Origin of the sequence: Leifsonia sp. LS1, from assembly GCF_020521355.1 — a bacterium.
Taxonomy (GTDB): domain Bacteria; phylum Actinomycetota; class Actinomycetes; order Actinomycetales; family Microbacteriaceae; genus Leifsonia.
The window spans coordinates 211646-224399 of sequence record NZ_BPER01000003.1; the positions used below are offsets into that span (position 1 = coordinate 211646).

A 12754-nucleotide genomic window follows, 5' to 3' on the forward strand; every position below is an offset into this window, starting at 1 on the left:
CCCCCAGCGCCACGAACCCTCGCGGCCTAAACCCAACCTGTCACCAATTCCTTCCTCACGCCCTTAGCTGTGACCCAGGAGCCTTGGGGTGCGTCGACGTGTCCGCCGCGACCTGCCCGTCCTTCATCCTGGACGAACTGCCGCATCGTTACCCGAGTCCATGTAATGGTTTTTGCGCAACAATCCATGACAGGTCCATGATGTGGGCGTGACTTCACGGACGCGCTGGATCTGGCTGGGCGACCATCTGGCGGTCGACTTCGCCAACACCACCATCGGGCTGGGTGTTCGACGCGCAGAGCTCATCGGAACTGTCGAGGAGTTCCGCGCGTGGATCGAAGCCGAGCCCGCGTGGCTGCCGGCGGTGGACGGCGGGGACATCGAGCTGGGGCAGGTGCTCGAGCAGCGCGACGCCACGGACCGCTTGCTCCGCTGCGCGGCCCGGGGGATGCCCCTGGCGACGGAGGACATCGAGCTCATCAACTCCCGGGTGCGCGCTGCCGGCGTCTCACGGTTGCTGGCGACGGTTCCGGGAACGAGCCGGCTGGCGGCCGATGCCGGCTTCCCGGCGCTCCTCGGCGTCCTCGCGGCAGCGACCGTCGATCTCCTCGCCCGCGAAGACCTGGCCGCGATCGCCATCTGCGAGGCGCCGGGATGCGGGCAGATATTCCACCGTTCGCGGCGCAACCAGCGGTGGTGCAGCCCGGGGTGCGGCAACCGCGCGAGGGTCGACAGGCATCGCCACCGCAATCCCGTCGCCGGCGCGGTAGCCGCCCGATGATCGATGTCGCCGTCCTCCCGCTCTTCCTCCTGGCCAGCCTGCTGATCTGCATCGCCCCGGGAACGGACATGGCCTACATGCTCGCGGTGGGCATCCGCGGCGGTCGGACTGCTGCGCTGCGCGCGTCGGCGGGGGTCGCCCTCGGCGTGCTCGTCTACTCGCTCGCCGTCGCCGCAGGAGCCGGCACCCTCGTCCGCGAGCTTCCGTGGCCGCTGAACCTGCTGCGCCTGATCGGGTTCGGCTACCTCGCCTGGCTGGCCGTGGAGGCGTTTCGCGAGGCGCGCCGCGGTGCCGACGTCGGATCGGGTGGGCGGGACGGCGCGTGGTTTCGGCAGGGTCTCGTCGTCAACCTCACCAACCCCAAGATGGCGCTGTTCTTCCTGGCGTTCCTGCCGCAGTTCCTCGGCTCCGCCGAATCCAGCGCCGCCCAGTTCGTGCTGCTCGGTCTGTGCTTCATGGCGATCGGCTACGTCGTCGATACGACGGTCGGCCTTCTCGCCGGTGTGCTCCAGCGCCGTCTCGCGCCGGGCTCGTCCGCCGCCCGGATGCTGAGCGTCCTGGCGGGGATCGTCTACACCTGCCTGGCGGGCGTCGTCGGATGGGAGCTGGTTGCGTCGCTCGCGGAGCGCTGAGTCCGCCGTCGACAACGCGGAGGCGTCGTCGACGGCGGACCAGCTGAAGCAGCTCTCCGACCTGCACGGCAGCGGTGAGCTGACCGAGGAAGAGTACGAGCGGGGGACTCACCACCCCGTCGTGAGCACCTCGTCCAGCCGCTCGACGAATGCGTCCGTGTCGGCGATGGTGAGGCAGAGCGGGGGCTTGATCTTCAGGACGCATTGGCGGTCGCTCGTGGGTTGCACGATGACGCCCAGCTCGCGGAGGCGCTCGCAGATCGCCCGGGTCTCCTCCGTGGCGGGTTCGAGCGTCTCGCGGTCGCGCACGAACTCGAGGCCGAGGTAGAGTCCGGAGCCGTGCACGGCCCCGATGAGGGGGTGGCGGTCGCCCAGCTCGCGCAGCCGCCGCGCGAGGTGTGCGCCGACGGTTGCGGCGTTCTCCTGCAGGCGTTCGTCGCGCAGGACGTCGAGGACCGTCAGGCCGACGACGCAGGACACGGGGCTCCCGCCCGCGGAGGAGAAGAAGTAGCCCTGCGTGCGGAACCGCTCCGCGATCGCCCGCGAGGTGATGACCGCACCGAGCGGGTGGCCGTTGCCCATCGCCTTGGCGACGGCGACGATGTCGGGGACGACCTCCTGCTGCTCGAAGCCCCAGAACCACTCGCCGAGCCGGCCGTACCCGACCTGCACCTCGTCGGCGATCGTCACGCCGCCGTGCGCGTGGACGGCGGCGTAGACCGAGGCGAGGTACCCGTCCGGCAGCGGGATGCCGCCGGCGTTGCCGTAGAACGTCTCGGCGATGACGGCGCCGACCGGGGTTCCCTCCGCCGCCAGACGGTGAACCTCGGCGACGGCGTCGAGCGCGTACGCGCCCGCGTCCGCGCCCCGGTGGGTGCCGCGATAGCTGTTCGGTGCGTCCACCGTGTGCACCCAGCCGGGACGGGTGGAGAGCGCGTGCGGATTGTCGGCGAGGGAGGTCGAGACGGCGTCGGCGAGGCCGGTCCAGCCGTGATAGGCCTCCCGCATGGTGAGGACGTCCTCCCGGTCGGTGGCCGCACGAGCGAGCCGGAGGGCGAGCTCGACGGCCTCCGAGCCGCTGTTCACGAGGAAGACGCTGTCGAGTTCGTCGGGCAGGAGGGCGCTCAGGCGTTCGGAGAACTCGACCACGGCCGGGTAGTTGAAACGAGAGTTCGTGTTCAGCGTGCGGAGCTGCCGACCGACGGCCGACGCGACGCGGGGATGGGCGTGCCCGATGGCGCTGACATTGTTGAGCACGTCCAGGTACACGCGCGCGTCGGCGTCGATCAGGTACTGCTTCCAGCCGCGCACGATGACGGGAGGCTCATCGAAGTAGTGCTCCTGCACACGCGCGAACGCGCGGTCCCGCCGTCTGAGCAGCTCGTCGGCGGGCGCGGCGGTCGGCGACGGGGTCCGGCCGAGCAGAAGGGCCGTCGGGTCGGCGACCAGTGCCCGCCAGGCGGCGACGAGCGCGGGTCGGGTGGCCCACACCGTCGTGGCATCCGCCCGCTGCACGCGAAGGGCCAACGCTCCGTCCGCCACGCCGACCGGGTCCCCCGCCTCGACGGCGGTGCCCGGATCGACGACGGCCTCCGCCCCTTCCAATCGCAGCAGGAGGCCGCCGCCGCGGAGCTCGACCCCGTCGGGCGAGACGTCCGCGACACCGGGCCACGGCGCGACGAGTCGCTGGGGTGCGGCGAATGTGAGCTCGACGCCGAGCACCGCGTTCTCCGGCTCGGCGGGGTCCAGGGGACGGGAGCGGGTCAGTCGCGGCTCCGCGAACCGCGTCAGCGTCGCGCGGGCGCCGGAGGCGAGGGCCTCGGCCGCGATCCTCGTCTCCGCCTCCGCGTCGAGCCACACGCCGCCCTCGAGCGCCTCGCTCGACGCGGAGAAGTCGAGGACCGCGATATCGGCCGGGGCGAGGGCGGGGATGAGCGGCCCGGCTTCCGGCATGACCAGGAGCGGGCGTTCATGGCCGGTCGCGTCGAGGACCAGCGCGGTGGCGACCTCGAGCGGGAGGGCGGTCGCGCGCTCGAAGATCGCCGTCTCGTGCGTCAGGTTCTCGGCGGCGTAGCCGTTGCCGGGATCGGTCGCCAGTACGTGGTGCGCGCTGGCGATCAGCACCGCGCCACGGAGCACGACGAGGGGCCAGAGCGCCTCGGCCTCGTCGTGGCTGAGCGGGGACGCGGCGGCGTACGCCGCCAGTGCGGGCAGGGCGGTCTGGATGCCGCCCCCGGCATGGTGCAGCAGCGACGAGACCGTGATCGCGGGCTCGGCCACTCGCCAGCTGCGGTTCAGGTCGCCGAAGTCGATCACCCCGTCGGGACGCCGACCGGCAGGGTCGTCCGACACGAGGTTGTCGTCCGTCAGATCGCCGTGGATCGGTTGGACCGGCAACCGGGGCTCGACGCGCTGCACGTGCGCCCAGGCCGACTCGGCGGCGACGAGCAGCCGACCGCGCAACGCCGCGTCGCCAACGAACGGGAGGAGTGCGTCGAGTACCTGGGGTGCGCGGCGCAGATCCCACTGGTGGACGCGTTCCAGGCCGGGGTGGTCGAGGTCGGCCAGTGCGATGTCCACCTGGGCCGCGAGGGAGCCGATCGCGCGCGTGTTCGGACGGGAGAGGTGACCGGCGCCCGCGAGCGGTGTTCCGTCGACGTACTCCAGCAGCCGCGCGTTCAGCGTCCGCCCGTCGGGCCGGCCGCCCTCGCGGAACGTGTGGACCGTGCTGCCGTCCTGGCGCCGGCGGGAGAGCGGGGCGCGAATCCCCGCGACCTCGGCGACGCGGGCTGCAGCCGCCGACTGCGCCTCCAACTCCTCGGCCGTGGTGCCGGGGTTCGCCACCTTGAGCAGGAGCCGGCCGGATTCGGTCCGCAGGAGGAAGTTGCGGTCCTGATGGCTTCCGAGCGCGTGCGCGACGCCGCGGACGCCGAATCCGTCGAACGCGACGGCCTCCGCCTCCGCGGCGTCGAGCGTGGGCGGGGTCGGTTGTACGAGTCCGGCAGGAGGCAGGGCGGAGTGCGTGTTCACGTCGGTTCCTTCGGAAGGGAGGGGTCAGGAGGGTGTGGCGGTCAGGCGGGCGGTTCGAGCGCCACGTCCGAGGTCGGGGCGCTGCAGCAGACGAGGACGCAGCCGGCTGCAGGCGGCGTCAGCGGATCGGTCAGGTACTCGACCGTCCCACTGAGCAGCACGCGCGCGCAGGTGCCGCACGCGCCGACCCGGCAGCCGCTCGGCCAGTCGGCGCCGACCCCCTCCACGGCGTCGAGGATCGACCCGGAGGCCGGAGTCCACGTGGTCTCGTCGTCCCCGAAGCGAAGGCGGTGCGGGCCGGCCGTCGAGGGCGTGCGCGCGGGAGCGAGCGCGGCGGCCGTCGGCGAGAAGAAGACCTCGTATTCGAACCGGTCGGCGGGCAGCCCGAGCCGCGTGAGCCGGTCCCGGAGGTCGATCGCGAAGGTGCCGGGACCGCACGCGTACGCGGAGACCGTATCGATCGCCGCGCCCTCCGGTCCGGCCAGCTCCGCGAGAGCGGAGGAGAGATGGGCGTCGGTGGGGCGGCCGGCGATCGCGCCGAGCTCCGCCGCCTGGTCGTCGCTCTCGCGGGAGAGATGCAGCTGTGCGCGGGCGTCGGGCAGCGTCGCGCACAGCGCGACGACCTCGTGCCAGAGCGAGAGGTCGTCGCCGGAGCGCTCCGTGTGCACGACCCGCACAGGGCGGCGGGTCTCGCCGAGCGCGCGCAGCATGGCGACGGTCGGCGTGATGCCGACGCCGGCGCTGAGCAGCAGCACGCCTCCTGTCTCGTCCGGTGCGTCGTCGAGGGTGACATCGCCGAACGGCCCGGTGACGACGAGTTCGCCGCCCGTTCTCAGCGCGTCGTGCAGCGCACGGGAGATCCTCCCGTCGCGTTTGACGCTGATCCGGAACCGGCCCGGCTCGACGCCCGAGATCGTGTAGCACCGCCACGCCGGGGCCTCCGCGCCCGGGAGGTGGATGCGCACGTGCCGTCCGGCGGCGGCCAGCGGCAGCAGCCCGAGCGGGTCGTCGAACCAGAAGCTGACGACGGAGGGAGATTCCACCACGCGCTCCAGCACGCGTGCGGTGCGCGGCCAGTCGTGGCTCCCGGCCGGTCGGGGATCGGCGTCTCCCACGATCTCGATCCCATCACCGGCGGCGATCCGGCCCGCGTCGACCACGCGCGCGTACACGCCGCAGAACATGTGGCCGAAGCGGCTCGCGAGCAGGGCGGGCACGTTGAGGTCCGAGACGCCGGTGGCGGGGTCGATCGTGGTCGCCCGGCAGCGGTCGGTGGGCTGGAAGACCTCGAGCACCGCGCTTCCGACGCGGATCCTGCGCCCGAGGAGGCCCAGCTCACCCCAGGCGGGCAGGCCCTCCAGGTACAGGTTGCCCCGGAACCGGCGCGGATCGACGGGATGGTCGCCCGCCGCCGCCAGAGCCTCGAGGGTGGCGAGGTTGATGATCGAGAGCTCGGCGGCCGGCCAGTCCCAGAGGCCGCCGCCCCGGCGGACCAGGGTGGGAGGACCGAGGGGGCCGGCGGGGAGCGCGGCGGCCAGGAGGGCGTCCACCGCCTGCGCCTGCAGCGTCTCCCCGCCGAGCCGCAGCGTCGCTTCCCGTCCGTCGGGCAGTGTGGTCAGCGTCAGGAGGGGGTGCGCGCTCTCCGCATCGTCGAGGGCGGTCGCGATCCGGACGATCTGCTCGTTCTTCGCGACATGGAAGTACGTCTCGCGGGGATTCCATCCGCTGGCGCTGCGCGGCGCGACGATGCCGTTCTCGATCGCGTGGCCACGGTCCCAGCGCAGGCCGCGGCCCGGCAGCAGCTCGACCGGCCCGCGGGCGGCGACGCCGGCGAGGCCCTTGACCGGGTAGCGCAGGATGCTCTCGACGCGTGCTGGGGCCATCGGCTGCTCCTTCCGCCGTGCGTCCGAGCCGGATCGTTCCGGCATGCCAGCGAAGATAGCGACATCGGCCACCCTTCGTCAATGGCCGGCCGTGCCGCCGAACTCCTGCCGACTCCCGGGCGGGTCGAGTCCGCTGATGATTTCTCGCTTCGGGTATTGACGCGGTTCGCGAGGTGACGCTACATTGCCTCCAATGCCGGAACGATCCGGCATCGCACTTCACTGCAACTCCGGGTCCCCCCACCCCCATCCGCCCGCCCCCGCGGCCTCGCCGCACCCACAGCGCAAGGAGTCGCCAGCATGCGAAAATCCCTGACAATCGGGACGGCCGTCGTCACGGTCGCCCTGCTCCTCACCGCCTGTTCCTCGAATGACAAAGACGTCAGCTCGGGAACCGGCGACGTCTCGCCCGGCTTCCTCAGCGTCGCAGACACCTCGCTCCCCACCGGAGGCACCCTGCACGCCGACCTCGACTACGACACGGTCGAGGCGAACGGCCTCGACCCGCGCTACGCGACCACCGCACGCTCCTGGACGATCGAGGGGCTCAGCTATCAGACGCTCGTCACCGTCGACCAGAAGTTCGGGTTCAAGCCCGAGCTCGCCACCTCGTGGGACATCGTCAGCCCCACCGAGTACGTCTTCCACCTCCGCACGGACGCCGTGTTCTCCAACGGCCGTCCCATGACCGCAGACGACGTCAAGGGCAGCATCGAGCTGCTCCAGGAGAGCAAATCGTCCTGGGCGCTCCAGCTCGGCCCGATCTCTTCCGTGGAGGTCAACGCGCCCGACGAGGTGACCATCCACCTCTCCGCGCCATACACCGCGCTCCTCGGAGCGCTCGCCAACACCCCGGCCGCGATCGTCCCTGCCGCGGAGGTGCGCGCGGGCACGATCGACCTCGCCAAGCAGATGGTCGGCACGGGGCCCTACGTCGCCTCCTCGCACGTGCAGGACGAGTCGTGGACCTTCGAGAAGAACCCGCACTACTACGACGCGAAGAAGGTCGGCCCCGACACGCTCGACATCAAGATCGTGCCGGACGAGGCGAGCCGCCTGGCGGCCATCCGCGACGGCAGCGTGCAGTACGCCTTCTTCAACAACGCCGACACGCTCGATCTCCTCGCCGGCACCAAGGAGGTCAAGGCGGTCAACCAGCAGAACACCGACTTCTACTACCTCATCCTCAACTCGACCGACCCGTCCTCCCCTCTGCATGACGAGAAGGTGCGGTTCGCCGTGAACGCCGCCATCGACCGCGCCCAGCTGTCGGACCTCACGCTCGCCGGCCACGGCAAGGCCACGGGCGTCACCCCGGTCGGGCTCCCCGGCTCCTGCACGCCTTCCGAGCTCCCGTCCGCCACCCTCAGCAAGGACGACATCACGAAGCTGCTGAAGGACGCGGGCGCGAGCGACATCCGCCTCAGCCTGGTCACCTGGAACGAGGAGAGCGCGCCGGGCAAGATCGCACAGGTGATCCAGCAGCAGCTGCGGCCCTACGGCATCACGGTCGACATCAAGCTCGTCGACACCGCGACCTACACCGACGTGTTCTACGGCGGAGACAAGACCGCATCGGCCGACCTCGGAATCAGCTGGTACGCCGGCTACGGCGACGCCGCGATGGTCTCGCGCTGGTGGAACACCGACCAGGCCACCTTCACCTCGCGGTTCATGACGGGCTCGAAGACGCTCAACGACCTGGTGGTGCAGGCCAACGAGGAGCCCGTCGGCGACTCGCGCGACGCCGTCCTCACCAAGCTGTGCGCCGAAGTCGACCGCACGGCGGAGCAGGTGCCCCTGATGACCCGGCCCGGCGTGATCGCGTACCGCACCGACAAGCTGAGCGCCACGATCAACTCGACCGAGGGCTACGGCGACATCTTCCGCTACCTCACCGACTTCCGGCTGACGGGGTCGAAGTAGCGATGCGCGTCCTCCGGTGGCTTCCGGGGAGGCTCCTGAGCGCACTGGTGGTGCTGCTCGGTGCTTCGATCCTGATCTTCGTGGCGATCAGGAGCCTCCCCGGCGATTTCAGCCAGATCGTGCTCGGCCCGCTCTCGAGCGACGCGGCGAAGGAGCAGCTGCGGCAGACGCTCGGCCTCGGCAAGAGCCTGCCCGAGCAGTACGCGCTCTGGCTCGGCAGCGCGATGCGCGGCGACTTCGGCCTGTCGCTCGCCAGCCAGCGACCGGTGCTCGACGAGATCCTCGCGCGGCTCCCCGTCACGGCGATGCTGGCGGCGATCGCGATGATCGTCACCCTGCTCGTCGGCGTCCCACTCGGGATCGCCGCCGGCACGCACGCGTCGACCGGCCGACGCAGTGCGCTCACGCGGATCGTGTCGACCATCGGGATCAGCCTCCCGGAGTTCGTCGTCGGCTCGATCGTGGTGTTCGTGTTCTCCCGGTTCGATCTGGGTCTGTCGGTGGGAGGCTTCGTCTCCCCGGCTCAGGACTTCTGGGCGGGGACGGTGAGTCTTCTGCTGCCTGCGTTGGTGCTCTCCATCTTCTGCGTGGCGGCCACCGCTCGCACGACCCGGGACTCGGTGATGGGCGTGCTGGTCGAGCCGCACATCGCCGCCGCCGTCGCCCGCGGGGAGTCGCCGTGGTTCATCGTGCGGCACCACGTCCTGCGCAACGCCCTCATCCCCGTCCTGACCCTGACCGCGACGATCACGGCCTACCTCCTGGGCGGGGCCGTGATCGTCGAGCAGGTGTTCAACGTGTCCGGCCTCGGCAGCTACCTCGTCCTCGCGCTGAGCCGCCGCGATTACACCGTGATCCAGGCCTGCGTCCTGCTCGCGACCGCGGTCTTCGTGCTCGCGAGCCTGATGGTCGACGTGCTCACCGGCGTCATCGACCCCCGTGTCAGTGTCGCGAAGAAGGGGAGGAGAGCATGACCGCGATCATCTCCGAGAAGCGCAGCGGCAACGCCCTTGCACGGGCCTGGCGCTACCTCGCCTCGTTCGACGCCCTGACCACGTCGGCCATGTGGGTGCTGACGGTCCTCTTCCTCTCCGCGGTCCTGGGCCGCTTGCTCGGCCTGGGCGGCAGCCCCACCGACATCGTGGGACGCCGGCTGGCGCCGCCGTCGCTGGAGTTCCCCGCCGGGACGGACAGCCTCGGCCGCTCGCTCCTGCCCCGACTGCTGGAGGGGATCACGACGACGCTGCTGCTGTCGGCCGTGGCCGTCGCGCTCACCGCGGTCATCGCCACGTTCTGCGGCATCGTCGCCGGCTACCGCGGCGGCAAGACCGGCGGGACGATCATGCGGGTGGGCGACATCCTCTACGCGTTCCCGGCGATCGTGCTCGCGATCCTGGTCGCGGCCGTCGTCGGTCCCGGCATCGTGGCCGCCCTCGCCAGCATCGTGCTCGTGACCGTGCCGCTGATGACGAGGATGGTCGGGCAGGCGACCCGGCAGGTCGTCGAGCGCGATTTCATCACCTCGGCCGTGATCAGCGGTGTGACCTCCCGGACGATCATGACGCGGCATGTGCTCCGCAACGTCGCCGGCACCGTCGCGGTGCAGGGGACGTACGCGCTCTCGGTCGCGATCCTCGTGGAAGGCGGGCTCTCCTTCCTGGGCTACGGCGTCCAGCCGCCTGCGTCCTCGTTGGGTCTGCTGGTGCAGGAGGGCACGGTCTACATGGTGACGGCGCCGTGGCTGATCATCGCCCCCGGAGCCGTGCTCGTCGTCGCCATCCTGGCCATCAACCTCATCGGCGACGCCCTGCGCGACCGCTTCGACCCGCGGGAAGCGAGGAGGCTGACATGACCGCGATCCTCGACCTCCAGGACGCCACCGTCGAGTACTCCACCCGCGGCACCCGCGTGCGCGCCCTCGACGGCGCCACCCTGCGCGTCGAGCCGGGCGAGACCGTCGGCATCGTGGGCGAGTCCGGCTCGGGCAAGTCCACCCTCGGGCTGCTGTGCGGGAGGCTCCTGCCGGCCAACGCCACCGTCACCGCGACACGCGCGCTCGTCGACGGCAGCGCGCTGCTCGACCTCGGTGACGACGGCATCCGTCGCCTCCGCAGAGACTGCCTCGGCTTCATCCCCCAGGATCCCGTGGCCGCGCTCGACCCCACCATGAGGATCGGGCGCCAGCTGGCGCTCGCACTCCGCGGTCTCCCGACCGATACGGCGGCCCTGGTCGCCCGGTTGGAGAGCGTCCGCATCCGGGAGCCCGAGCGGGTGCTGCGCCTGTTCCCGCACCAGATCTCGGGCGGGATGGCGCAACGCGTCGTCATCGCCATGACCATGGCGCGTTCGCCGCGTCTGCTCGTCGCCGACGAGCCGACCGCCGCGCTCGACAGCAACGTGCGCGCCGACGTGGCGACGCTGATCTTCGGGCTCGCCGCAGAGGCCGGCACCACGGTCCTCTGGCTGAGCCACGATCTGCGTTCGGTCGGTCGCTGGTGCGACCGCGTCGTCGTCATGTACGGCGGCACGGTCGTCGAGGACGGCCCGGCCGCGCAGGTCCTGGAGCACCCGCAGCACCCGTACACCGTCTCCCTCGCGGCGGCCGATCCCGCCCGTGCGACGCCCGGCGAACGGATCCGCACGGGGTCGTTCGGCGTCGCGGACGTCGCGGCCCTCTCGAGAACGGAGCGACCATGACCGCCAGTATCCTCGAACTCGACCACGTGACGACCGAGTTCGTCAGCGGCTGGGGCCGCGGCCGGTCGGTGCTCACCGCCATGCGCGACGTCAGTCTCGCGGTCGCCCCCGGTGAGACCCTCGGGCTGGTCGGCGAGTCCGGCTCCGGCAAGTCGACGACCGCGGCCGTCGCCCTGGGATTGCGCGCGCCGACCTCGGGCGACGTGCGCTTCCTCGGCAAGCCGTACGGCAGGCGGAAGGAGAGGCTGGGGCTCGTCCAGACCGTTCCGCAGAATCCGTTCTGGTCGCTCGACCCGCGTCTGCCGGTCGCCCTGTCGGTCGCCGAGCCTCTGGCGGCGCTCGACCGCTCGAAGCTCTCGGCCCACGCGCCGGCCGTCGCGCGGATGCTCGAACAGGTCCGGCTCGACCCGGCGCTCGCCGACCGCTTTCCGCACGAGCTCTCGGGCGGTCAGCGTCAGCGCATCGCCATCGCGCGTGCGCTGATCACCCGGCCGCGGTTCATCGTCTTCGACGAGGCCGTCAGCGCGCTCGACGTCTCGGTCCAGGCGCAGATCCTGAACCTCATCGTCGACCTGCAGGCCGAGCACGGCTTCGGAGCGCTGTTCATCTCCCACGACCTCGCCGCGGTGCGCTATGTGGCGCAGCGGATCGCGGTCATGCGGCTCGGCGAGATCGTCGAGCTCGCCGAGACGAGCCGCTTCTACGACACCCCCCAGCACGAATACTCTCGCCAGCTCTTGGAGGCACTGTGACAACAGGAGGCACCGTGACACCCGCCACCGCCGACCACCGACTCACCGGCGTGCCGGTGTGGGGCGACCGCATCGCCAACCGCGATCTCGACCTCGTCCCGCTCACGCGGACCGGCGCCGACCGCGTCGAATACGACTTCCCCGGTGTGGAGGTCGGCGTGGCCGAGTACGCGGAGGGCCCGACCGGCACCACCGTGCTCCACATCCCGGCCGGCGCCCGCCTCGCGATCGACGCCCGCGGCGGGGCCATCGGCCTGAGCAGCGGGTTCGAGTACTTCGCGCACGCGATCTGCTTGACCGGCGGCTCGGTGTACGGGCTGTCGGCGGGTTCCGGGGTCGCCGACGAACTGCGGGCGCGCGGCGGCAACCGCGGTGCCGTCGACGACCTGAAGCTCGTCTCCACCGCGGTCATCTACGACTTCTCGGCCCGCGACAACGCGATCTTCCCGGACGCGGCCCTCGGCCGGGCCGCGATCCGTGCCGCCGAGCACGGCAGCGTCCCGGTCGGCCGGGTCGGCGCCGGAGCGAGCGCGAGCGCGGGCAAGCTGTCCTACGCGCGCACCGAGCTCACCGGCCAGGGCGCCGCATTCGGTCAGGTGGGCCGTGCACGGGTCCTCGTCATCACCGTGGTCAACCCTGTCGGCGTGATCGTCGACAGGGACGGCGACGTGATCCGCGGCAACTACGACGCAGCCACCGGCCGTCGCCGTCGCCTGGAGCCGGACTATCTGGCGGCGCTCGAGCGCGCGCAGCGGCCGGACTCCGAGCGCGGCAACACGACGATCACCGCCGTGGTGACCAACGTGCGGTTGAGCGACAGGGAGCTGATCCACTTCGGCAGGCAGGTGCACAGCTCGATGAACCGCGCCATCCAGCCGTTCCACACCGCGCTCGACGGCGACACCCTGTTCGCACTGACCACCGACGAGGTCGATCTCGACGAACGGGACGCCGCCGAGAGCGCGGACGATCCGATCACCGCCATCGCCGTCGGCGCGCTCGCCTCCGAGCTCGCCTGGGACGCGGTGCTGCGAGCGGCGCGATGAACCGGGA

Annotated in this window: 10 protein-coding genes; 8 read left to right on the forward strand and 2 right to left on the reverse strand. The window is 71.5% G+C overall.

The genetic code is table 11. The features are described 5' to 3' along the window. The first annotated feature begins 208 nt into the window (after positions 1 to 208). Positions 209 to 781 carry an ABATE domain-containing protein gene (locus LLS1_RS07240; protein WP_226654372.1) on the forward strand — a complete coding sequence of 191 codons (573 nt, stop codon included), beginning with the start codon at positions 209 to 211 and terminating at the stop codon, positions 779 to 781. Then, a complete protein-coding gene (locus LLS1_RS07245) occupies positions 778 to 1413 on the forward strand; it encodes a LysE family translocator (protein WP_226654374.1) in 636 nt (211 codons plus the stop codon). The genes LLS1_RS07240 and LLS1_RS07245 overlap by 4 nt, the downstream gene beginning before the upstream one ends. Positions 1414 to 1521: 108 nt before the next feature. Here the strand turns inward: LLS1_RS07245 and LLS1_RS07250 are convergent, their stop codons facing one another. Together LLS1_RS07250 and LLS1_RS07255 are read right to left on the reverse strand one after the other, a co-directional pair. After that, positions 1522 to 4443: an aminotransferase gene (locus tag LLS1_RS07250; protein WP_226654376.1), complete on the reverse strand. Its 2922-nt coding sequence runs from the start codon at positions 4441 to 4443 to the stop codon at positions 1522 to 1524. 41 nt (positions 4444 to 4484) lie between these two features. After that, entirely contained in the window at positions 4485 to 6326 is a 1842-nt protein-coding gene (locus LLS1_RS07255) for an MOSC domain-containing protein (protein ID WP_226654378.1), read from the reverse strand. 300 nt (positions 6327 to 6626) lie between these two features. On the opposite strand from LLS1_RS07255, the gene LLS1_RS07260 reads away from it, so the two are divergent. The 6 genes from LLS1_RS07260 to LLS1_RS07285 are packed head-to-tail and all read left to right on the forward strand — an operon-like array spanning position 6627 to position 12747. Continuing rightward, a complete protein-coding gene (locus LLS1_RS07260) occupies positions 6627 to 8252 on the forward strand; it encodes an ABC transporter substrate-binding protein (protein ID WP_223357957.1) in 1626 nt (541 codons plus the stop codon). Between the two features lie 2 nt (positions 8253 to 8254). Continuing rightward, the gene (locus LLS1_RS07265) at positions 8255 to 9226 is read left to right on the forward strand and encodes an ABC transporter permease (RefSeq protein WP_226654379.1); all 972 of its coding nucleotides are present in this window, start codon (positions 8255 to 8257) and stop codon (positions 9224 to 9226) included. Then, the gene (locus LLS1_RS07270) at positions 9223 to 10104 is read left to right on the forward strand and encodes an ABC transporter permease (protein WP_223357955.1); all 882 of its coding nucleotides are present in this window, start codon (positions 9223 to 9225) and stop codon (positions 10102 to 10104) included. Before LLS1_RS07265 ends, LLS1_RS07270 begins: the two co-directional genes overlap by 4 nt. After that, the gene (locus LLS1_RS07275; RefSeq protein WP_226654381.1) at positions 10101 to 10949 is read left to right on the forward strand and encodes an ABC transporter ATP-binding protein; all 849 of its coding nucleotides are present in this window, start codon (positions 10101 to 10103) and stop codon (positions 10947 to 10949) included. The genes LLS1_RS07270 and LLS1_RS07275 overlap by 4 nt, the downstream gene beginning before the upstream one ends. After that, on the forward strand, positions 10946 to 11701 hold the full coding sequence (locus tag LLS1_RS07280; protein ID WP_223357953.1) for an ATP-binding cassette domain-containing protein: 756 nt from the start codon (positions 10946 to 10948) through the stop codon (positions 11699 to 11701). Before LLS1_RS07275 ends, LLS1_RS07280 begins: the two co-directional genes overlap by 4 nt. Positions 11702 to 11715: 14 nt before the next feature. Beyond that, positions 11716 to 12747 carry a P1 family peptidase gene (locus tag LLS1_RS07285; RefSeq protein WP_226654383.1) on the forward strand — a complete coding sequence of 344 codons (1032 nt, stop codon included), beginning with the start codon at positions 11716 to 11718 and terminating at the stop codon, positions 12745 to 12747. Positions 12748 to 12754 lie beyond the last annotated feature (7 nt).

Coding starts and splice junctions, on each gene's coding strand:
- LLS1_RS07280 (WP_223357953.1), top strand. CDS start 10,946: ATGACCGCCAGTATCCTCGAACTCGACCACGTGACGACCGAGTTCGTC.
- LLS1_RS07275 (WP_226654381.1), top strand. CDS start 10,101: ATGACCGCGATCCTCGACCTCCAGGACGCCACCGTCGAGTACTCCACC.
- LLS1_RS07260 (WP_223357957.1), top strand. CDS start 6,627: ATGCGAAAATCCCTGACAATCGGGACGGCCGTCGTCACGGTCGCCCTG.
- LLS1_RS07265 (WP_226654379.1), top strand. CDS start 8,255: ATGCGCGTCCTCCGGTGGCTTCCGGGGAGGCTCCTGAGCGCACTGGTG.
- LLS1_RS07255 (WP_226654378.1), bottom strand. CDS start 6,326: ATGGCCCCAGCACGCGTCGAGAGCATCCTGCGCTACCCGGTCAAGGGC.
- LLS1_RS07270 (WP_223357955.1), top strand. CDS start 9,223: ATGACCGCGATCATCTCCGAGAAGCGCAGCGGCAACGCCCTTGCACGG.
- LLS1_RS07245 (WP_226654374.1), top strand. CDS start 778: ATGATCGATGTCGCCGTCCTCCCGCTCTTCCTCCTGGCCAGCCTGCTG.